The sequence below is a fragment of the Psychrobacter immobilis genome, from assembly GCF_904846185.1.
Taxonomy (GTDB): Bacteria; Pseudomonadota; Gammaproteobacteria; order Pseudomonadales; family Moraxellaceae; genus Psychrobacter; species Psychrobacter immobilis_B.
Genome location: NZ_CAJGZQ010000007.1, coordinates 61,073 through 81,527, shown reverse-complemented (window position 1 = coordinate 81,527; position 20,455 = coordinate 61,073). Strand labels below are relative to the sequence as shown.

The 20,455-nt window shown below is 42.1% G+C and carries 19 protein-coding genes; 11 read left to right on the top strand and 8 right to left on the bottom strand.

All coding sequences use genetic code 11. The features are described from left to right. Window positions 1-26: 26 nt before the first annotated feature. From mpl to JMW94_RS05410, 4 genes are all read left to right on the top strand, one after another. Window positions 27-1,532 (top strand): UDP-N-acetylmuramate:L-alanyl-gamma-D-glutamyl-meso-diaminopimelate ligase, encoded by a 1,506-nt coding sequence (mpl, locus tag JMW94_RS05425; RefSeq protein WP_201602558.1) that lies wholly within the window; start codon window positions 27-29, stop codon window positions 1,530-1,532. A 356-nt stretch (window positions 1,533-1,888) separates the two neighbouring features. Beyond that, window positions 1,889-2,143 carry a GlsB/YeaQ/YmgE family stress response membrane protein gene (locus tag JMW94_RS05420; protein ID WP_055125583.1) on the top strand — a complete coding sequence of 85 codons (255 nt, stop codon included), beginning with the start codon at window positions 1,889-1,891 and terminating at the stop codon, window positions 2,141-2,143. A 314-nt stretch (window positions 2,144-2,457) separates the two neighbouring features. Continuing rightward, entirely contained in the window at window positions 2,458-3,012 is a 555-nt protein-coding gene (def, locus tag JMW94_RS05415) for a peptide deformylase (RefSeq protein ID WP_201501733.1), read from the top strand. A 164-nt stretch (window positions 3,013-3,176) separates the two neighbouring features. Beyond that, a complete protein-coding gene (locus tag JMW94_RS05410) occupies window positions 3,177-4,352 on the top strand; it encodes a type III PLP-dependent enzyme (RefSeq protein ID WP_201602786.1) in 1,176 nt (391 codons plus the stop codon). Between the two features lie 92 nt (window positions 4,353-4,444). Here the strand turns inward: JMW94_RS05410 and JMW94_RS05405 are convergent, their stop codons facing one another. From JMW94_RS05405 to dnaJ, 3 genes are all read right to left on the bottom strand, one after another. After that, window positions 4,445-5,398, bottom strand: coding sequence for a hypothetical protein (locus JMW94_RS05405; RefSeq protein WP_201602555.1), 954 nt, complete (start codon window positions 5,396-5,398; stop codon window positions 4,445-4,447). 111 nt (window positions 5,399-5,509) lie between these two features. Next, window positions 5,510-6,358 carry a 4-hydroxy-tetrahydrodipicolinate reductase gene (dapB, locus tag JMW94_RS05400; protein WP_045442950.1) on the bottom strand — a complete coding sequence of 283 codons (849 nt, stop codon included), beginning with the start codon at window positions 6,356-6,358 and terminating at the stop codon, window positions 5,510-5,512. A 182-nt stretch (window positions 6,359-6,540) separates the two neighbouring features. Further along, window positions 6,541-7,668 carry a molecular chaperone DnaJ gene (gene dnaJ / locus JMW94_RS05395; RefSeq protein WP_201602552.1) on the bottom strand — a complete coding sequence of 376 codons (1,128 nt, stop codon included), beginning with the start codon at window positions 7,666-7,668 and terminating at the stop codon, window positions 6,541-6,543. A 442-nt stretch (window positions 7,669-8,110) separates the two neighbouring features. Here dnaJ and JMW94_RS05390 point away from each other — a divergent pair, with 442 nt between their 5' ends. Continuing rightward, entirely contained in the window at window positions 8,111-8,764 is a 654-nt protein-coding gene (locus JMW94_RS05390; RefSeq protein WP_201602549.1) for a DUF2939 domain-containing protein, read from the top strand. Between the two features lie 138 nt (window positions 8,765-8,902). Here JMW94_RS05390 and JMW94_RS05385 read toward each other — a convergent pair whose 3' ends face one another. Both JMW94_RS05385 and JMW94_RS05380 read right to left on the bottom strand, forming a co-directional pair. Beyond that, window positions 8,903-9,967 (bottom strand): disulfide isomerase DsbC N-terminal domain-containing protein, encoded by a 1,065-nt coding sequence (locus JMW94_RS05385; protein ID WP_201602546.1) that lies wholly within the window; start codon window positions 9,965-9,967, stop codon window positions 8,903-8,905. 464 nt (window positions 9,968-10,431) lie between these two features. Then, window positions 10,432-11,136, bottom strand: coding sequence for a pseudouridine synthase (locus JMW94_RS05380; protein ID WP_045442943.1), 705 nt, complete (start codon window positions 11,134-11,136; stop codon window positions 10,432-10,434). Between the two features lie 196 nt (window positions 11,137-11,332). On the opposite strand from JMW94_RS05380, the gene JMW94_RS05375 reads away from it, so the two are divergent. From JMW94_RS05375 to JMW94_RS05360, 4 genes are all read left to right on the top strand, one after another. Then, a complete protein-coding gene (locus JMW94_RS05375; RefSeq protein WP_201602543.1) occupies window positions 11,333-11,944 on the top strand; it encodes a YigZ family protein in 612 nt (203 codons plus the stop codon). A 113-nt stretch (window positions 11,945-12,057) separates the two neighbouring features. Beyond that, on the top strand, window positions 12,058-13,122 hold the full coding sequence (locus tag JMW94_RS05370) for a YheT family hydrolase (protein ID WP_201602530.1): 1,065 nt from the start codon (window positions 12,058-12,060) through the stop codon (window positions 13,120-13,122). Window positions 13,123-13,166: 44 nt separating this feature from the next. Beyond that, on the top strand, window positions 13,167-13,709 hold the full coding sequence (locus tag JMW94_RS05365) for an acyl-CoA thioesterase (protein ID WP_201552259.1): 543 nt from the start codon (window positions 13,167-13,169) through the stop codon (window positions 13,707-13,709). 183 nt (window positions 13,710-13,892) lie between these two features. Next, a complete protein-coding gene (locus tag JMW94_RS05360) occupies window positions 13,893-14,270 on the top strand; it encodes a DsrE family protein (RefSeq protein ID WP_045442939.1) in 378 nt (125 codons plus the stop codon). Window positions 14,271-14,630: 360 nt separating this feature from the next. Here JMW94_RS05360 and JMW94_RS05355 read toward each other — a convergent pair whose 3' ends face one another. Next, entirely contained in the window at window positions 14,631-16,445 is a 1,815-nt protein-coding gene (locus JMW94_RS05355) for an NACHT domain-containing protein (RefSeq protein WP_201602527.1), read from the bottom strand. A 254-nt stretch (window positions 16,446-16,699) separates the two neighbouring features. Here JMW94_RS05355 and JMW94_RS05350 point away from each other — a divergent pair, with 254 nt between their 5' ends. Next, on the top strand, window positions 16,700-17,743 hold the full coding sequence (locus tag JMW94_RS05350; RefSeq protein ID WP_201602512.1) for an NAD(P)H-dependent flavin oxidoreductase: 1,044 nt from the start codon (window positions 16,700-16,702) through the stop codon (window positions 17,741-17,743). A gap of 25 nt (window positions 17,744-17,768) precedes the next feature. Here JMW94_RS05350 and JMW94_RS05345 read toward each other — a convergent pair whose 3' ends face one another. Then, window positions 17,769-18,473, bottom strand: coding sequence for an aspartate/glutamate racemase family protein (locus JMW94_RS05345; RefSeq protein ID WP_201602511.1), 705 nt, complete (start codon window positions 18,471-18,473; stop codon window positions 17,769-17,771). Window positions 18,474-18,732: 259 nt separating this feature from the next. On the opposite strand from JMW94_RS05345, the gene JMW94_RS05340 reads away from it, so the two are divergent. Continuing rightward, window positions 18,733-18,987: a DUF2798 domain-containing protein gene (locus JMW94_RS05340; RefSeq protein WP_045442930.1), complete on the top strand. Its 255-nt coding sequence runs from the start codon at window positions 18,733-18,735 to the stop codon at window positions 18,985-18,987. Between the two features lie 437 nt (window positions 18,988-19,424). Here the strand turns inward: JMW94_RS05340 and oppF are convergent, their stop codons facing one another. Next, window positions 19,425-20,453 carry a murein tripeptide/oligopeptide ABC transporter ATP binding protein OppF gene (oppF, locus tag JMW94_RS05335; RefSeq protein WP_201602510.1) on the bottom strand — a complete coding sequence of 343 codons (1,029 nt, stop codon included), beginning with the start codon at window positions 20,451-20,453 and terminating at the stop codon, window positions 19,425-19,427. Window positions 20,454-20,455: the final 2 nt, after the last annotated feature.

The following is a 20,455-nucleotide window of genomic DNA, read 5'->3' as shown; positions in this document are numbered from 1 at the left end:
TTAATTTAAGCTCGTACGGAACGTCTATGCATATTCATATTCTTGGTATTTGTGGTACTTTTATGGGCTCACTGGCATTGCTAGCGCGCGAGCTTGGGCATACGGTCACGGGCTCAGATGCCAACGTTTATCCGCCGATGTCCACCCAACTGGAAAACGCGGGCGTGACCATTGAGCAAGGCTATCTGGTAGAGCATTTACAACCAGCACCAGATTTAGTCGTCGTTGGTAATGCCATGAAGCGCGGTATGGATGTCATCGAATATATGCTGGACACAGGTCTACGCTATACCTCAGGACCACAGTTTTTATCTGAGCAAGTATTACAATCGCGTCATGTGATAGCCGTTGCTGGTACTCACGGTAAAACCACGACGACGACCATGCTCGCTTGGATATTGCACTATGCGGGTATCGACACTGGGTTTTTAATCGGCGGTGTGCCACTGGTTGATACCACTGATGAGCATTTACAGCACGTCTTCGCTCACAGCAGTTATTTGGGTGCTGACAAAATTGATAATGACGATTCGGTAAATACTGGCTATTTCGTTATCGAAGCGGATGAATACGATTCTGCATTTTTTGATAAGCGTTCAAAGTTCGTGCACTACCGTCCGCGTACGGCTATTTTAAATAACCTAGAATTTGATCATGCGGATATTTTTGTGGATCTTGAGGCTATTCAGACCCAATTCCATCATATGGTGCGCATGATTCCAAGCACGGGCAAAATCATTATGCCTACAGCGACTACCAGCTTAGAGGAGACGTTGGCGAAAGGGGTTTGGACACCCGTTTGGCGAACAGCCGTACTGGATTCAGCAGCAAACGCTACTAATGTAGAAGATGAGAATTTAGACAATAACAGCGAATGGCAGGCTGAACTTATCAGCGAAGATGGTGGTCAATTTGCGGTTAGTTTTGCGGCTGATGTTGCTGATGAAGAAGCCACAGGCGTCGTCGACTGGTCGATGAGCGGCATGCATAATGTGAATAACGCCTTGGTTGCTATCGCAGCAGCTTATAACATCGGCGTCAGTGTTAAAACTGCGTGCGCGGCGTTATCAGCATTCGCGGGCATTAAACGTCGGATGGAGCTGATTGGCGATGTCAATGATATCTTAGTCTTTGATGATTTTGCCCATCATCCTACAGCCATTACTACGACTTTAGATGGTGCCAAGAAAAAACTGGCGAACAGACGCATTTGGGCGATTATTGAACCACGTAGTAACACCATGAAAATGGGCATTCATCAAGACAGCTTGGCTGAGTCTGCTGCTCTCGCCGATCATACTTTATGGTATGAGCCGACAGGACTGGAGTGGGGTCTAAAAGAAGTCATTGAAAATGCCAATAGCGCAAATCCTAACATGGGCAAACAACAGGTGCTCTCTAGTATCGATGCTATCATCGAGCATATCGACATGCACGCAAAAGCGGGTGACGCCATTGTGATTATGTCGAATGGCGGTTTTGAAGGTATTCATCAACGCTTATTAACTGCGCTACGTAATAAAGCTACATAACAAATAATCTAGCTGGTTTATTTCTGGTGTCAAATAAGAGCGTTGCTTATTATAAATGAGCAACGTTTTTTTATGATCAGCTTTTTCCGATTACTTGCAATTACTGTAGAGAGGAGCAACACTAGGGAGCGTCGATATCCAAAAATGCTTTAATATATAGACGGCGTTTTCGACTTCACTACCTTTGTAACCTTTCATTTACCTATTCTACCTGCATATTAGCAAATCTACGATTTTCCTCACATAGCTCATACACTGGTAACATTTCGCGCTTACCTTTACGTCTATACAGTGCTTACAATGAGCTTATCAAAATTGGTTAACTATTATAAATGATAATAAATTAGGAGAATAATATGAGCTTTATTTGGATGATTATTGTAGGTCTGGTTGCAGGTTTATTGGCACGAGCTATCAAGCCAGGTAGCGACCCGATGGGCTGGATAATGACCATTGTATTGGGTATCGTCGGTGCTTTATTAGGTGGCTTCTTAGCTGGTCTTATCGGTATCAATGCTGATGGTGGATTTACTGGTTTGATATTCTCAGTAATCGGTGCGATCATCCTGTTATTTATCTATGAGATGATTATGAGCAAACGTGGCGTATAAATTTGCACTTTTGCTCAGATGTTTTGGTTGTACAAAGTGGCTTTAATGACTTAGAAGTGACTTGATTTACTAAACTCAATTTACTAAAAAGCAACTCTACTTATGCAAGTCAGATTACATCTAATCTAGCTTATATAAATTAAAAGGCCTTGCGAATTGCAGGGCTTTTTTATGCCTATAATAAAAGCGACCTCCTTGATTTTTTACGATGATAAAAAGCAATAATTGTGCGAAAGTATTGATAAGCATTACTTTTGTCCCCATTTATCTTATAATATCAACCCTATTTTATCCCTATCATTGAGGTGAGCGTTATGGCTTTACTCCCTATTTTAAATTACCCAGACCCGCGCCTGCGCACTATTGCTACGCCTGTTAAGGAAGTGACTGCTGAAATCAAAACCTTAATCGCTGATATGATTGAGACGATGTATGAGGCACAAGGTATCGGTTTGGCGGCAAGCCAAGTGGATCGCCATATTCAGCTCATCGTCATGGATCTGTCTGAAGATAAAAATAGCCCTAGAGTTTTTATCAACCCAAAGGTGACACCACTGGTAGAAGAGAAACAGCCCTATGAAGAAGGTTGTTTGTCTGTACCTGAGGTCTATGATAGTGTTGAGCGCCCGAACAAAGTGCGTATTGAAGCCTTAGATGAGAATGGTCAAAAAATCGATGAAGAAGTCGAAGGTTTACTCGCGGTATGCATCCAACATGAAATGGATCATTTAAATGGGGTTATATTCGTCGATTATTTATCACGTCTCAAGCAAACTCGTGCTCGCGATAAAGTGCGTAAAATCGTTAAAATACGCGAAAAACAAGGCGAACAAACGGCGGATAAACAGCCGCAGCCTAGCCATTCTTAGTCCATTCATCATCTAAGCTATTTTTACGTCATTTAATCAGCATGGACGCAAGGTTTCATTACCTGTGAGATGCGTGATGACACTAATGTGAGATGACAATAACGTGATGCGAGCATTTACTCTTTAACACCTACTGTCTTTATTAAAGGTTTCCTACCATGACCATGATCAAAATTGACCAATATTTTGACCCTGCCGGCTGGCAGAAATTCACTCAAGCTGCTGAAGGTCGCGAGACGCCATTTTTGGTCGTGGACCTTAGCCGTATCAAAACCAAATATCATGAGATGGTTGGGTTTTTTCCCAATGCTAAAATCCATTATGCAATGAAAGCCAGTCCTGCTGTTGAAGTGATTAACTTGCTTGCTGATCTTGGTTCGAACTTTGATTGTGCCTCCATCTATGAGCTTGATCGCGTACTAGACTGCGACGTTGAGCCATCGCGTATCTCTTATGGCAATACCATCAAAAAAGCGGAGCACGTCAAATATGCCTTTGAAAAAGGTATTGACTTATATGCGACCGACTCAGAAGCGGATTTAAAAAATATTGCCAAGCACGCCCCTGGTTCAAAAATCTTTGTGCGTATCTTAGTACAAGGCTCTGAAACCGCTGAATGGCCATTGTCTCGTAAGTTTGGTTGTCATCCCAATATGGCGATTGAGCTGTTGATTCAAGCTCGTGATTTAGGTCTAGTGCCTTATGGAATCTCATTCCACGTTGGTAGTCAGCAAAAAGACGTTGCCGCTTGGGATGATGCACTAGCCAAGGTCAAATACATGTTTGACTGGATGAAAAACGAAGAAGATATTAAGCTACAAATGATCAATTTGGGTGGCGGCTTTCCAGCCAACTACATCAGTGAAGTAAACCCTATAAAAGTCTACGCTGAAGAGATCACTCGTTATTTGACAGACGATTATAATGAAGAAGATATGCCTGAGATTATCCTTGAGCCAGGTCGTTCATTGGTTGGTGGATCGGGCGTATTGGTCAGTGATGTGGTGCTTATCTCGCGTAAGTCGCACACGGATTTAACGCGTTGGGTCTATACCGATGTGGGCTTATTCCAAGGCTTAATCGAGACTTTGGGTGAAGCCATCAAGTATCCGGTCTATACGCCTAAGATGGAAACGTCAACCAGCAAAGGCACTGTGGTACTGGCAGGTCCTACTTGTGATTCGACCGATATCATGTATGAAGAAGCGGGCTATCAATTGCCAGAAGAGCTGGAGATTGGTGATAAAATCTTTTGGTTGACCACGGGTGCGTATACTAACTCGTATTCATCTATTGAGTTCAATGGTTTTCCACCATTAGAAGTGATCTACGTTGACTAATCTGCAATAAATTATTGTCGATAAAAAGCGCGATACTGCTCATTACAGTATCGCGCTTTTTTATATCAAAGATAATAGTAATCGATGCAAGGCTACTGCACCATTATCCAAATTGGTGTGTTTTTAGTGCTATCAATGGCACGATTGCTACCATAACTTGCGCGTTGATTTTGGCTACTTTGAGAGATTTGTCCGATAGTTACCCATTGACCACGTGGGATAATAATGGTCGTGTCTAGCCGTTGACCTTGAATGGCATGATTACTATTTTTCTGAGAAGTTGAATAGGAGCGTGCGAGTTTTTCTTCAACTTGTGACAAGGTTACTTCGACTTGACCAGTCGGTAATAATCTTGGCTTAACCGTGATGCCTTGCGTCGTTGGTAGCAATACTTGCTGCTGAATGACAATCTGTACTGAGGGACTTTTATAATTTGTATAACTATTTACATCGTAGGTTTGATTCAGCGCATAAAGCGTCCCTGTACTGATGCTGGCGGCACTACCTGACAAGGTTTGTACTTGGTATAAATTATTTGTTTGCTGTTGGCTATTGCTCTGATGAATAATCCCTGACCCTTGAATACCATGATTGCTAATAATGACCTGCCCTTGCTGAATATTACCTTGGACGCTGCTATTGTTGCCAACACGCACAGCGACCGTCAATGCCTGTGGCTGACCGTCAATCTGAGTCAATAACTGCTGTACCGCCTGATAGTTAGCGGCTGTCGTATGCAACACTAACTTGTCTTGATAGGTAGTAACCGTACCGCCGTCACGACTATTATTCAGTTGCTGACGAACAGCAGGTAATAATGCATCACCACCATAGGTATGAATGACGTAGGTTTGAAAAGTAGCTGCTTGTGCGACTATTGGCACTACCGTCAAATTGAGGGCAAATGCTATTTGGCTAGCGTAAAGCGTACTTTTTCTAGGTTTGAGTGTCTTGACGCTGTTGGCAGCTTTGATACTTCTGGCACCCCTAACAACAGCTACAGCGCGACTAAAACTCGCTATTAGATTCTTGCTAAACTTATCCATGCTTGACTCCTAACCGTCATTCCACTTTATCAGTAAGCTATCCTCAGCAACCATAAAGCAGCAAACGGCAAGCAATAAACTCTAATCACTCAAACCTTACTTGCTCAAAAACTAATCATTCAAACCCAACACATCCTGCATATTATATTGCCCAACTTCTTGTTTGATAACCCAAGTCGCGGCACGTACGGCACCCGCGGCAAACGTCATACGCGCGCGGGCACGATGGGTAATTTCAACCACCTCACCATCGGCAATAAACATCACGGTATGATCGCCAATGATTTCACCTCCGCGAATGGCATGAATACCGATAGTACCTGCTTTGCGTTCGCCCGTTTGTCCTTCGCGGCCATAAACAGCGACATCTTTTAGGTTCTGTCCACGAGCTTCTGCAACGGCTTCTGCCATCATATATGCTGTGCCTGATGGCGCATCGATTTTATGCTTATGGTGGGCCTCGATAACTTCTACATCGGCATCCTCACCAAATGCCTTCGCTGCCATGTTGAGCAATTTCAATGACAGATTAACACCTGTTGAATAGTTACCAGCATAGACAATCGCAATTTTCTCGCTGGCTTTTGCCAACACTTGCTCTTGCTGCTCATTGAATCCTGTGGTGCCAATGACCATCGCGACATTGTTTGCCGCACAAATCTGCATATTTTGCTCAGTAGCATCAGGCAAGCTAAAGTCAATGAGTACATCGATGTCATTAATGACAACTTTTAAATCATCGACAATCTGTACCTCTAAGCGACCGATAGCGGCGACTTCGCCAGCATCCGCACCAACAAGGCTTGAGCCTTGACGTTCTATCGCGGCATTTAATGCCGTTTGCGAGTTATCTTGTACCGCTTCTATTAGCATGCGCCCCATACGACCACCAGCACCAATAACCCCGACTTTGATGGCTTGTTTATTTGTATTTTCTTGCGCTGTTATCTGTTGGCTCATATTTTTACCCTAAAAGCTCTATATTAATAAGAAAGGTTTTAAATGTTATGATGCTAAGTTTAGCAAATATCACCACCTGAATGGTTTTTTATAGCGTCAATAAAAACCCCCAGTGTTTCACATGAAACACTGGGGGTTTTGTATCTAGTCATTTAACCAAACGAGTGATTAAAACAACTCAGTTAATCAAATAAGTCACCAATCTTTTTAAAGAATGACTTCTTATGTGGCGACTGCTGATGCTTGCTATCACCGTCGAGCGTATCTTGGAACTGGCGCAACAGGTCTTTTTGCTCGCGAGTTAAGTTCACTGGGGTTTCGATAACCACACGGCAAATCAAATCACCTTTCATGGTGGTGCGTACTGGCGTCACGCCTTTGCCGCGTACACGTAGCAACTTACCACTTTGCGTGCCCTCTGCAACCTTGATTTTCACTTTACCATCTAGGGTTGGTATTTCGACCTCTTTACCCAGTGCTGCATCGGTGATGCTAACGGGTACGTCCATATATAGATCAGCGCCTTGACGAGTAAAGACATTATGCGGTTTTACCCGTACTTCAACGTATAAGTCGCCGTTTTGGACGCCCGCGCCGCCCGCTTCACCTTCGCCTGCTAAACGTACGCGATCACCATCATCAACACCCGCTGGGATAGACACTTCTAGCGTACGTGATTTGTCTTTAACGCCATTACCATGACAGTCAGAGCACGGATTTTTGATTTGCTTACCAGTGCCGCCGCAATGTGGGCAAGCCTGCTGCACGGCAAAAAATCCTTGCTGCATACGCACTTGACCTTGTCCATGACAGGTCTGACAAGTCACGATATCAGAGGCATTTTTTGCCCCTTTACCATCGCACGTGTCACAAGGCGCAGGCGCAGTGAAACTGATTTCTTTTTTACAGCCACGTACCGCTTCTTCTAAAGTCAGCTCAATCACATAGCGCAAATCTGAGCCACGGCGCGAACGTCCACCGCCGCCGCCACGCTGCTGACCGAAGATGTCACCAAAATTACCGAAAATATCACCGAAAATGTCTTGGAAGTTGCCACCACCTGCACCGCCGCCACCCATACCATTTTCGAAGGCTGAATGACCCATGCGATCGTAAGCAGAGCGCTTCTCTTCGCTGCTTAGTACTTCGTAAGCCATCGATGCTTCTTTGAATTTATCCTCAGCATCTGGATCATCAGAGTTACGGTCAGGGTGATATTTCATAGCCAGCTTGCGGTAAGCTCGCTTAATTTCTTTGCTTTCAGCGGTCTTGCTCACACCTAATACTTCATAAAAATCGCGCTTACTCATGGGCTCTCCTATCGTCTTTACAGTCCACCGGACAGTCGATTCAGTAGTTCTAGTCAACCACCACCTTAATACGACTCACTATGGCACTCAAAGGTTTCACATGAAACATCATAAATAGTGAGAGAAAAGAGGTGATACTGCTATGAATCTTACAAGCGAATACGGCGGGATGCTGCTTAGCCAAATCAATTATTAAAAGTTTGCGCTATTTATGGAGATGCTATGGGGATTTATCAAGCGCTTAGGCAGGGAAAGTATCCACTATAGTGCGCTTGGCCATACAAAAAGGTTTTATTAAGGAATGAACAAAGGTTTTCATACCTTAAAAAGGCTCAGCCATGCTAATATTTATCGCTATATTTTTGGGGTTTTAGATTTATACTCACCAGTATTAAATCTGCCCATCATTACGTTTTTGTTTTGCGATAAGGGTTTGATTTTTATGAAAAAGCTGATTATTTTATTAATCGTCATTGCAGTCGCTGTCTATGCAGGCTCGCCCTATTACAGCGCTTATCAGCTTAAAAATGCCTACGATGCCAAAGACGGCGCGACCATCGCAGCAGCGATCGACTATGAGCAAGTGCGACCTAGTATCCAAAACCAACTCACCAGTCAGTTTACGGCGACTATGGCCAATTATCCATTGGTCGCTGAGTTGGGCGGCGAAGCATTAACCCAAGCCGCTAATAGTTTTATCACGCAGGCGGTGGATGGTGCTATCACGCCACAAAATATCGAAAAAGTCATCAATACCCAAGGTCAGGCCAATACCGCGACCAAAGAGCTGGCCGCTGCATGGGCAATCGCCAGTAATCAAGTCGATCTCAAAAATTTGATTCAAAATCTTATCATCCAGCGCGGTGATGTAGATGCAGTGGTCAAAAGCCAAATGCAGCAAATCATGGAAAAACAAGCCGCTGAACTGGAGCAACAGGTAGCGCAAGGGTCGGACAGTGACAAGCCAACATTGGGCTATTGTGGTATTAATTGCTTCACTATTAGCGGTCAGGTAAAAGGTTATCCGCTCACCATTGAGATGCAGCGTAACGGCTTAATTGATTGGAAAATCGTTGATATCGTGTTGCCACAATAGACTTGCTATCCCTAACGGTTAGAGGTAATAAAAAAACCGCCACATAGATTACTTATGTGGCGGTTTTTTTATCAATATTAAGGAATATCATCTCTTAATACATTTTTTATTCATAACTTTATTAAACATCTATGTGAGCTACTGCACACCCAAAAATTCTAAAAACTCTGGACTCTCAAAGCTCGCTTGAAACAACACGCCATCTTCACGGTAGATAGCAGGCGTTGCCATCACCGCAAGCCCTGCTGCTTTTTCACGATTGGGCGTCACATGATCGGCTTTACAACTTGCTGGTGCAGGTGTCATCTCACCCTGCAACATTGCTTTATCAAAAGCTTTACGGCGGCTGTCCTCATCACTTTGGCACCAAATCCCACGCATTTGCTCAGGGGACTGCTCGTATATCGGATAACCAATGGTTTTGACCGTCACACCTTTGGCATTAAGCATTGGTAGCTGTTGATGCAAGCGGCGGCAATAAGGACAATTGACATCATTGGCCACATAAATAACCGCTCTCTCAGGGTCTGTCGCTGGATAATTAATCAGCTGGCTTTCATCTAAAGTCGCAAACACAGACTGATTTTTACGCTTTTCAAACTGCTCATCGAGTCCGATGAATTGACCATTTTCGATGACAGAAATCTCGCCATCAGTAATATATTGTGCATCATCCGATAGTAAAAAAGGCACGCCTTCTAATGTCGCACCCCAAATCACGCCTGGCACTGCGGTATAAAAGAACGGCGTTTTGGCACTCATATTTTTCAGCGCATCCATATTTGCCAATATATCAGCTTTGACACTCGCACTGACAGGTTTGCCTGCCTGCGCATTGGTGCTACGCGCTGGCGTCTTGGTGACTACACGCTTGCTTGGATTCTTTTGTAGCTCGCCTTGAATGACATATTTGCCATCTTCAGTGATATGCAAAGGCAACTGCCCCGCCAAATTGACTTGATACATATTGGGTAAGTTGGACGGCACAATAGAGCTGATTTGTGTTTTGATCCCTGCCTGAGTGAGCAATTGGCGCAAGCGACTGTCAACAGACTTGCTAACGGTGCCAGCGGCTTTTGTATTTTGAGTACTCTGGCTCGCTTTTTGGTTAGTAGCGGCAGTATCACTAGACTGGGCACAAGCGGTGGTTGCCAATAACATGGCGCCAATTAAACTGGCAGATTTTAATAGAGATGATTTCACAGAGACAGTCCTATCTGGTTTCAACAAAAACAGCTTTTAATAACAGCGCGTTTCAGTAACAACGATTTTTAATAACCTTTAATTTTAACAACACTCAATCTTAAGAATAGCTGTTTCTAATAATGCTCGCTTCTAACAATATAGGTTTTTAACAATAGCTACTTTTAATAAAGATAACGATATTATGTAAAAAAATAGATTAAAAAAGATAGGCAGACTTTAGCACAAGGAATACTTTTGCAAAGGTTTAACAGCTCAATTTTGCAAAACTGCTACTGAGCTTTAAGAGATAGGCAACACAGTGTGCACGCGAGACATAACAGGGTAAAAGTGATAGATAAAAATTATAGTTAAAAACCATGGTCAAAAACTACGGTCAAAAACTACGGTCAAAAAAAGCAGCACACGTGAAGTGGCTGCTGATTGTAAAGATGTGCTTGCGAGTTCATTTCAAGATGAAGAACTTAGAACTTAGCCACTTCTTCAGGTGTTAAAAAGCGACTATCGCCTTTCTCTAATCCTTCCAAAGTAATATGACCGACACTAGCGCGATGCAGCTCAACCACTCGATTGCCAAAGTAACCCATCATCCGTTTTACTTGATGATATTTACCTTGCTCAAGCGTCAAACGTGCATGCGTCTCATCAATGAATTCGAGAACAGCAGGTTTTGTTTCTTCGTGGTCGCCTTCTAAAAGGATGCCCTCAGCGACTTCTTTGACGGCATTGGCTTGCGCCGCTTCATCCATCGCATCTGCTAAAGTCAGCTCATAAATTTTGGCATGTTCGTGCTTAGGGCTGGTGACACGGTGCAACCATTTACCATCATCACTCATCAGTAATGCGCCGGTCGTATCAACATCGAGACGCCCTGCAATGCGCAAGCTGCCAAGCTCTGGCACCGCAATCAGCTCAGTGACGATTGGATGCTCTTTCACTTTCAGCGTACATTCAAAGCCTTCAGGCTTATGTAATAGAATATAACGGCTGCCCGCAGCGACCGATAATGGCTCGCCTGCCCAAATCACATCGTCATTGACCACATCGACATGGACGCCTGGGTCTTTGATGACCTGATCATTTACCGTCACTTCACCAGCGTGCAGAATTTTTTTGGATTCTTTACGCGATAGCTCAGTGGCTTTACTCAAAAATTTATCTAGACGCATATATTGCCTACCATTCGTTTGATGATACCTACTTTACCGTAGCAGCTAACGACACCAGCACTCACACTGAGCTTGTCCGCTATCTTCATGGGTCAGAAGTGGTACTATAATAAAAAATTAAATGAACACTGCACCCAATGTGGACGACAGTGAAAGTTAGACAAGTTTACCATATCCAACCTAGACCTGATGAAATATGAGCTATCAAACGCTAAAACGTGCTGTCACTGCGCGCTTAGAAATTAAAAAATCCGAGTTTATTGCTTACGCTTATCCTGTAACCTCGCGTGAACAGGCAATGTTTCACGTGGAACAACTGCGTGAGCAATATGCCGATGCTCGCCACCACTGCTGGGCGTATATCATTGGTGACCCCAATAACACCACCAGTGCTGGCTTTGATGATGATGGCGAGCCAAATGGTACGGCAGGTCGACCGATATTAAATGTGTTGCAGCATAAAGCGATCGGTAACGTCATTATCATCGTCGTACGTTATTTTGGTGGTATCAAACTGGGCGCTGGTGGATTGACCCGTGCTTATGCAGGCTCAGCACAAGCGGCAGTTGATGAAATGACATTGCTGCCCTATGTGCCAATGGCGCAAGTACAGATATTGGCAGAGTTTGCCACCGAAGCGCAATGTCGTTACATCGTCGATAGCCTAAACGGCAGCATTGATGATGTCGCTTATAGCAAGCAGGTGACATTGACGGTGACGCTGGCTGAAGCAGATATCGAAAGCTTAAAAGAACGCCTTGCGATGGATGGACGGGTATTAGATGCGTCGGAAAAATTGAATGAGTAATCATGCGTTCACTGAGCATTCACTAAATCTTATTGGTTTTGATAACTGCCATGGGTATGATAAGGCACTGATTGTTAAAGATGATTTTAACGCCCATTAAATAAGACACCTTTATGCCAACCTCAAATTCGCCAACGTCAAAACCGAGCCAACCCTTCTCTCCAGCGCCTTTTAAGCCGCCCTTTTGGCTGACCAATCCGCACCTGCAAAGCATCTTGCCTAAGTTTTTTGCCCCTAAAGCACCTACTTATCGCCGTGTGGTCGAAAAAGACTCGTTGGATGAAAGTGATATTGCTTATGACTTTTATGATGCGCATCCTATCGAAACCTTAGAAAATGGCGAGTGTGAACAAACGCCATTAATCGTGCTATTCCACGGTATGGAAGGCAGCAGCGACAGTCATTATGCACGTGCTTTGGCGCATCAGATGCACGCTCAGGGCTGGCACTTTGTGGTGGCGCACTTCCGCAGTTGTGGCGGCATTCCTGCTAATGGTCGGGTTTTTTATAATGCGGGTGATACCGATGAGGTGCATCATGCGCTGCAAAACCTAAGTCAACAGTACGCCAATATTTATGCAGTTGGAGTATCACTTGGTGGTAATGCGTTGGCGAAATACATGGGCGAATATGGTGACGATGCAATCTGCCAAGGCGCGGCCGTCATTTCCGCCCCCGTCGATATGTCATCGGCGGCGCTTAGTATGCACAGCTTTTTGAGCCATCGAATTTACACTCCTTATTTGCTCAACCCGATTATCAAAAAAGCCTTAGCCAATGACATCAGCAAAGAAGAGATCGACTCGATCAAAGCGGTCAATCGCATCAGTGACTTTGACGATATCTTTACCGCGCCGCGTCACGGCTACCGCTCTAATAACCACTACTATCAAGCCTCATCAGCCCTGCCTTATTTGATAAAAGTAACGAAACCATTGTTACTTATTAGTGCCAAAGACGACCCTTTCCTTGGTTTTACCGCCACGCCAAACGATGTGTCTGACAGTGTCACTATTTTAGATACTGAGCATGGCGGGCATGTGGGTTTTATTCGTTATCGCTCTGATAAAGACAAGTCACCTCATCTTTATAAAAAATCAAGATTTGATATCAACTGGATACCTGAAACTGTGAGCGCTTATTTTAAGCATATCGGTGTAGCATCTAATAAGCCCTAAAATAAGAATACTCACCTTACCTTTTACTCTTTTGAGATTGCACTATGTATCCATTTATCCGTTATGCCAGCACCATCGCCCACGCCGCGCTACAAGTCAAAAAAGGCAATACCTTAACGTTTAAAGATACGAGTGAGATTAGCTTTCGCTGTCGTCTGACAGATATTGATAATTTCTTAGAGATGAATAATGGTCGCGTACTTACCCTTTTTGATATGGGTCGTACTGACTTCGCGGTGCGTAGCGGGCTTGGACGTCAACTGCTCAAGCAGCGTTGGGGTTTGGTCGTCGCTGGTAGTACCATCCAATATCGCAAACGTATTCGCGCTTTTGATAAGGTCACCATGAAAACGCATATCGTCGGCTTCGATGAGCGTTGGATATATATCGAGCAGTCGATGTGGGTAAAGGGCAAACCTTGCTCCTCTGCGCTACTGCGGACGGGCGTGACTGAAAAAGGTAAGGTGATAGAAACAGCACGTGTACTAACCTCATTGGGGCAAGCAGATTGGCAGTTGCCACCGAGTGGCTATGTAGCAGAATGGATCGTCAGTGATGCTGATCGCCCGTGGCCACCGCAAAGTTAGCATTTATTTTTTAACTTTATTCATAAGTCACAAACACCTATTCACAATCAGTTAACCTTATAACTACTATTTCCTAACAATACATTATATAAATATATATATTAAATATTAGGATAGTAGTGAGCATCATACTCAGCTCAACTAAATACTATCTAATTAAAACAGTCTTATAAGGAGAATAATATGGCTAACACGACGGATTATGTCGGTACGTTATTTGATAATAGTGAATCAAATCCAAGCAAAATCACCTTAGCATTTACTATGGCAGGTGTCGCACTTAAAAAAGGTCATTCTGCCTCAGTGATATTGATGGTGGACGCGGTACATTTGGCATTGCCCAACGCTTTAGATAACGTCAATATTGGCGCGCCATTTGAACCTGCGGGCGAATTGTTAGAAGCCTTTATCGAAAAAGGCGGTCAAGTATTGGTCTGCGGCGCTTGCATGAAACATAATGGTGTCGAAGAATCAGCCATCGATAAGCGCTTTGAAGTGATTAGCGGTGATGATGTGGTTGAGCTTCTGATGAATGCGAAGGGCTCTTTGCAGTTGAATTAAGCGTTTAATCTAAGCATCAAGTTGAAATAAATGGGTTGGTTTTCTTGGCTGTCTTTTTGATGGGTTGAGGGCTGACCTATTTCCGTTAATTCTTATGTTATAAACCTAGGTAGTAGTCTTAATAAAAAGAAGATCCTTCATGACCTTACTTAGTATTATAAAATCAACGCATTCCATAAGCTAAGCAGTAGTTTCAGGCGATGTCAAGAAGGCTTAGCTAACCGCTGCTATTAGTTAAAAACTAAATAAATATGTATTCTTAGCAAAAATTCTTACCTTAAATATGCAAAGGTGAGAATTTTTATCTCTTTGAAGGATATATATAGTCTGATATTCTTATCACTGAATATTTTTTATCTACTAAATTAGATCGGCAAAATCTATATCGTTCTTCTCTGACTTTTCGATGAAATCTTTTGTCTTTTTTATCTCATCGAGTAATGCATCTTTATATGAGATAGCTATATTCAGTGCATCATCATATGTTGCTTGAATGAAATAATCTGGGAATTCTTCTATTAATGATATTTCCCAATATTTCACACCGTCTACCACTTCAACTATAGGCAATATTTCCTTATCAATAACTTTGATCGCTTTAATAAGAATACCATGCAACTCAATTAGATAGTCTTCTCTAAAAGAAGATATTTTACCAAAATCATCGCTAAACTCTATTGCTGTACCCATAAGAACAGGACTTTTTTTAATTTTTGGAAATGACTTTTTAATAAATGATAAATAAAGGCTCTTATTACTTGAAAAATCTAAAATACTTTTAATTTCAATTAATAAGGGAAGGTAGTAAAGTTTATTAAAGTTCAACTCATCCATCTCTTCCAATAAGGATAAAAAGTTTTCTGATTCAGAAAATATTTGGTTTTTATCCAGCCTATTAAGTATTTTCTTATATACTATTTCTTTGCCTTCTAAAGTCATTTGTTTAACAAACAATGAGGCAAAATATTCTTGTAAAGAGCGATGGGCAAAAGAATACAACCCATTATCTTCAATCCACAACGCAACGGCTGAACTTAAGTCTTTTAAAATCTTATAGTTTTCAAAATTAATTTCACTTTTATTTTTAATAATTTTAAATTTTTCAAATATAAAATCTGTATCCCAGCTAAACTTGCTTTCAAAATAAGATAGATAACAGAATAACTGTAATACTGTTTCGAACTCCTCTTGAATTAATCCAGATTGTTTTTGTCTAATGTAACCAACTTTAGTTTGACTATCGTGTTCTGAAAATAACGCTTGAATAACTCTGCGGTAGAAAATATGTTTTTTAGCTGGTATATCTGCATTAGATTTAAAGGTTAGAATATACAGTGATAGCAGTAAAGGGTTTGTTAGAAAGCTATTAATATGTCCACTACTATTTGTGATTATAGATTCATTTATTTTATTTCTAAGCTCAACTTCATCTCTTAATTGTGTATTTACGAATTCCGAAATTTCATTGTCTTCTATAGAAAGCTCTTTTACATAATAATTATGAAATCGTTGTAATTGCTCGATACCTGAGTAGGGTCTTGTAGTTAATATAAACTTATTGCTTGGATATTTATTCCTAAACTCACTTAAATTTTTAACAATATTAGATTTAACTTCAGTATTTAGTTCATCATAGCCATCTAAGAAAAATACGAATTTTCCTGTTTCAAATAGTTTGTCTAAAATTTTAGGATTTTCAGCAATACAATCTTCTAAGACTTTATTCCTAATATACTCTTGTAGGCTATTTTCATCGTTGTTCAAATATCGTAATTCTACAAGTACAGGAATTGCATATCCTGTTTTAATTGTATTTAGAAATAAATGTTTTATAAGTGTACTTTTACCACTACCTGCATCGCCTATAATAGTAACAGCATTAGAATTCTCAAATATATTAGCGACATTATTTGTTTCAATAACTTCATCATCATTCTTTAACTTTAAAGGATAATATATATTATAAATATATACTGGTGTATTACCTCTTAGTAGAGTTTTAAGCTCAGAATATTGATCAAACTTCTTATTTAAATATTTTTTTAAACCAATTTCAAAAAACTGTCTAGTTTGGTCATTTATATTTCCAACAGTAGGTCTGATCTCATCCAGTATTTTTTTTATTAAGACCGGAATAGTAGCTTTCAATACAAGTGGAGTTACTAAATCTGGCATCAAAATTCCTTATATTTTTATTAGATTGAGGTATTATAATTAAGTGTAGTATTACAGCTTTTACCTTTATAATCCAACAAAATTCTATTCAAACTAAGATTTTGAGTGGAGTTTAATTTATTTATCTATAACCCTGTAGTCAAAACCTACTTCTTTTATCGAATAACTAAATAAACACTATCCAACACACGCTCCGCCTACCTCTGTTAAAGTAAGTGAGATAAAAACCTAACAAAATAAAAAGGACGCCCGTCATGACCTTACTGAATACCCTTAATATAACCCACCCTATCGTGCAAGCACCAATGGCAGGCGCAACCACCCCTGAGCTTGCGGCGACAGTGAGTAACTTTGGTGGACTGGGTTCATTGGGATCGGGCATGACGCCGCCAGAGGTTTTGCATAGCCATATTGACACCATTAAATCGCTCACTGATCGCCCTTTTATGATCAATCTAATGGTATTGTCTGAGCATGAGTCGAATACCTTTGATACCGAAATCCCTGCTTGGCTAAGTCATTACTATCAAGAAAACAATATAGAGTTTGCACTACCTGAACGCCCAGCACTAAGCTTCGCGGATCAGCTACAAGTGCTCTATGACAATCCTGTTCCTGTCGCTAGCTTTACCTTTGGTATTATTAGCGCCGAGCAAGTTCAGCATCTGCAAGGTCTAGGCACGCGCGTCATCGGGACGGCAAATCATCCATTAGAAGCGAAAGTATGGAGCGATATTGGTGCTGATGCGGTATGTGTACAAGGGGTCGAAGCGGGTGGACATCGCGGTGGCTGGCTCGCGCAAAGTGAAAACGATCCATTGGGATTATTGACGCTAATTAGTCAAACGCGCGCGTGTACCGATATTCCGTTAATTGCAGCAGGTGGCATCATGACTGGGCAAGATATCAAAGCGGTACAAACGGCTGGCGCTGAGCTGGCGCAAATCGGAACGGCGTTTTTGACCACAGATAAATGCGGCATTAATGACATTTATAAGCAAGCGCTACTCGACGCTAGTGAAGATAAGCGCAGTACTGAGACACGCTTAACGAGACTGTTTTCAGGTAAACAAGCTCGTGGTTTATTAAATGATTATTTGCGTGATTTTGCTCGCTTTGAAAGCGCGCATGAGCTACCGCCCTATCCACAATTAAATGCGATGACCAAATTTTTTCGTGGTCATGCGACCAATAATCTTGACCCAGAATATCAGTCTTTATGGGCAGGACAAGGCGTCGCTTTGGTCAGACAAGAGCGCACGATTGAGCTGTTAGAGCGCTTGGTCAAAACGTTATAGGCTTAAATACTTTTATCAGTCCGCGCTACTCTAATAAAAAATCCACCGCTGCCGCTGCATGAATCAAAGTGGTATCAAATACTGGAATTGGGCTATCTGCTTGTTTAATGAGCAGTCCAATTTCTGTACAGCCTAAGATGACGCCCTCTGCGCCTTGATCTGCTAAATCTTTAATCACCTGCTGATAATACTGACGCGAGCTGTCTTTAAATTGACCAATGCATAGCTCTTTTTTGATAATTCGATGTACCTCTGCTCGCGCATCACTCTCTGGTATCAACACTTGAAGCCCTGCATCCACCAAACGCTGCCTATAAAAATCTTCCGTCATCGTAAACTGAGTGCCCAGTAAGGCAATTTTAGACAGATTCTGTTTTTTGATGGCGGCAATAGTGGCATCAGCGATATGAATAACAGGTAAATGCGTCGCGGCTTGCACATCATCGAGCAATTTATGCATTGTATTAGAGGCAATCATGATCCCTTGTACGCCAGCGGCTTGCAAACGCTGAGCACTGCTAGCCATGATTACACCCAACGCTGCCCATTCATCTTGCTCTTGGTGCTTATTGATCAACGCAAAGTCCACGCTATGTATGAATAAATCTGCTGAATGTAAGCCACCCAGCTTATCCTTGACACCCTCATTTATCAGCCGATAATAGCTTTCGCTACTCTCCCAACTCATACCACCGATGATGCCCAATGTTCGCTGCTTATGCACGGTCATTTTATTGCCTTATTTGTAGGTTGTAATCGATTTTATCGTAGCAAAATCAATCATCTTTAGTTTGTTATTTTTCAGGAATTTTATTTTCATGCATGAGACAACAGTCATTAAAATATAACGAATGTCGCCATTGATAATAACGATTTTATCCACTTATCAACATACGATATCATGGTTGGTAATGACGACTCATGACGCTACGCAACATCGTTCATCGTTCATCAAACGCCACCATCACCATGTAGGACACCTCCACACTATGGCAAAATTCCCTACCATCAGAATACGCACACGGCGCAAGTACTACCGGCTTATTTTTACCTTTTTAATGGCACTGCTAATGTCCACGATTATCTCAACTGCATTGCTGCTGATCAATGTAGGATTCGTCGATGGGTTCTTTATCACGCTGTTTCACTCATGGAAATATGCCTTTATAGTCGCGTGGCCGAGCGCTTATATTTGCGCCTATCTCATCCAAGAGCATTTGCTCAGTCGTATTGAGTTTTATTGAACCAGCTAGAAGTCAAAGTATGAGAATGCCATGATGAAGCATTGCTGTGAGTTGATGGTAAATCATCATGCCGCTATGAATTAAGAAATCCGTGGTCGTATACACAGCCTTGCTGAAGGTATTTTATGCGAAGATAAAAGGGTATTTTTTGATTGGATATTAGGCACGTTGAGTCATCTTATGATAAGTGACTGGATCTGGATAAGAGGCTTTAATGACCTTCCTAATTACTCCCGTAATAAGTCAATCTCCAAGCTCACCATCGTGGTCAGCTAACAACATTACTTAATCAAATGACTATTGATATCGGTGAGATTGATTGATGCTAACTCCTGACGTTTAAAACCAATGAGTAAAAGTATTAGATTGTATTAAGAGCATTTGAATAAGTCCGCCTGCTTTTAATACAGTCAATATCCATGAACCAAAAACCACTTTTAAGCCACCTCGACCTTATTCTTTAAACAAGCCACTCGGTGATTTATGGTGCCTTCTAACACGGGCTTAATCTGTGCGCATTCTTCATCAGCTAGTGGGCAACGGGTGCGAAAAACGCAACCTGACGGCGGATTGATTGGACTGGGTAAATCACCCTCTAATAACTGAATGACCTTGTTACGCTCAGCAATAGGGTCAGGTAGCGGTACAGCAGACATCAGTGCTTGGGTATAGGGATGAGTCGGATTGCCGTATAAGGCTTTGTTCACACCCAGCTCGGCGGCGTTGCCTAAATACATGACCAATACCCGATCAGCAATGTGCTTAATCACAGAAAGATCATGGGCAATGAAGATAAGCGCTAACCCCATCTCTTCTTGCACATCTTGCAATAAATTAATGACCTGCGCCTGAATCGAGACATCAAGGGCGGAGACTGGCTCATCACAGATAATAATTTTGGGCTTTAATATCAGTGCTCGAGCAATGCCTATTCGCTGGCACTGACCTCCTGAAAACTCATGCGGATATCGGTTAATTTGATTAGACAGTAGCCCCACCTTTTTCATGATGGCGCGTACCTCGTTTTGCACCTCAGGCTTCTTCATTTCAGGATAATAAGTGCGAAGAGGCTCGGCGATAATATCCCCTACAGTCATGCGCGGGTTAAGTGATGCCAGCGGATCTTGAAAGATCATCTGAATATCTTTTCGCTTTAATCTCATGGTTTTTTTGGACGCACCCACCATCTCTTCGTCACAAAATTTGATACTGCCAGAGTCAGCTTGTATCAATCCGATGATAGTACGAGCGAGTGTTGATTTGCCGCAGCCTGATTCGCCTACCACCCCTAAAGTCTCACCAGCAAATAGCTCAAACGATACCCCATTAACTGCTTTTAGAGTGACAGGCTTCTGCCAAAAGTAAGTACCTTTTTGTTTGATATTAAAGGTGGTATGAATGTCCTTTACTTGCAATAACGGTGCTGGATTATTGCTTTTGGCGCTATCTAAATTCTGTATCATCATGA

Coding starts and splice junctions, on each gene's coding strand:
- dnaJ (WP_201602552.1), bottom strand. CDS start 7,668: ATGAGTAAGCGCGATTTTTATGAAGTATTAGGTGTGAGCAAGACCGCT.
- JMW94_RS05345 (WP_201602511.1), bottom strand. CDS start 18,473: ATGACCGTGCATAAGCAGCGAACATTGGGCATCATCGGTGGTATGAGT.
- JMW94_RS05360 (WP_045442939.1), top strand. CDS start 13,893: ATGGCTAACACGACGGATTATGTCGGTACGTTATTTGATAATAGTGAA.
- oppF (WP_201602510.1), bottom strand. CDS start 20,453: ATGATGATACAGAATTTAGATAGCGCCAAAAGCAATAATCCAGCACCG.
- JMW94_RS05390 (WP_201602549.1), top strand. CDS start 8,111: ATGAAAAAGCTGATTATTTTATTAATCGTCATTGCAGTCGCTGTCTAT.
- JMW94_RS05355 (WP_201602527.1), bottom strand. CDS start 16,445: ATGCCAGATTTAGTAACTCCACTTGTATTGAAAGCTACTATTCCGGTC.
- JMW94_RS05380 (WP_045442943.1), bottom strand. CDS start 11,136: ATGCGTCTAGATAAATTTTTGAGTAAAGCCACTGAGCTATCGCGTAAA.
- def (WP_201501733.1), top strand. CDS start 2,458: ATGGCTTTACTCCCTATTTTAAATTACCCAGACCCGCGCCTGCGCACT.
- dapB (WP_045442950.1), bottom strand. CDS start 6,358: ATGAGCCAACAGATAACAGCGCAAGAAAATACAAATAAACAAGCCATC.
- JMW94_RS05410 (WP_201602786.1), top strand. CDS start 3,177: ATGATCAAAATTGACCAATATTTTGACCCTGCCGGCTGGCAGAAATTC.
- JMW94_RS05365 (WP_201552259.1), top strand. CDS start 13,167: ATGTATCCATTTATCCGTTATGCCAGCACCATCGCCCACGCCGCGCTA.
- JMW94_RS05340 (WP_045442930.1), top strand. CDS start 18,733: ATGGCAAAATTCCCTACCATCAGAATACGCACACGGCGCAAGTACTAC.
- JMW94_RS05405 (WP_201602555.1), bottom strand. CDS start 5,398: ATGGATAAGTTTAGCAAGAATCTAATAGCGAGTTTTAGTCGCGCTGTA.
- mpl (WP_201602558.1), top strand. CDS start 27: ATGCATATTCATATTCTTGGTATTTGTGGTACTTTTATGGGCTCACTG.
- JMW94_RS05375 (WP_201602543.1), top strand. CDS start 11,333: ATGAGCTATCAAACGCTAAAACGTGCTGTCACTGCGCGCTTAGAAATT.
- JMW94_RS05370 (WP_201602530.1), top strand. CDS start 12,058: ATGCCAACCTCAAATTCGCCAACGTCAAAACCGAGCCAACCCTTCTCT.
- JMW94_RS05420 (WP_055125583.1), top strand. CDS start 1,889: ATGAGCTTTATTTGGATGATTATTGTAGGTCTGGTTGCAGGTTTATTG.
- JMW94_RS05350 (WP_201602512.1), top strand. CDS start 16,700: ATGACCTTACTGAATACCCTTAATATAACCCACCCTATCGTGCAAGCA.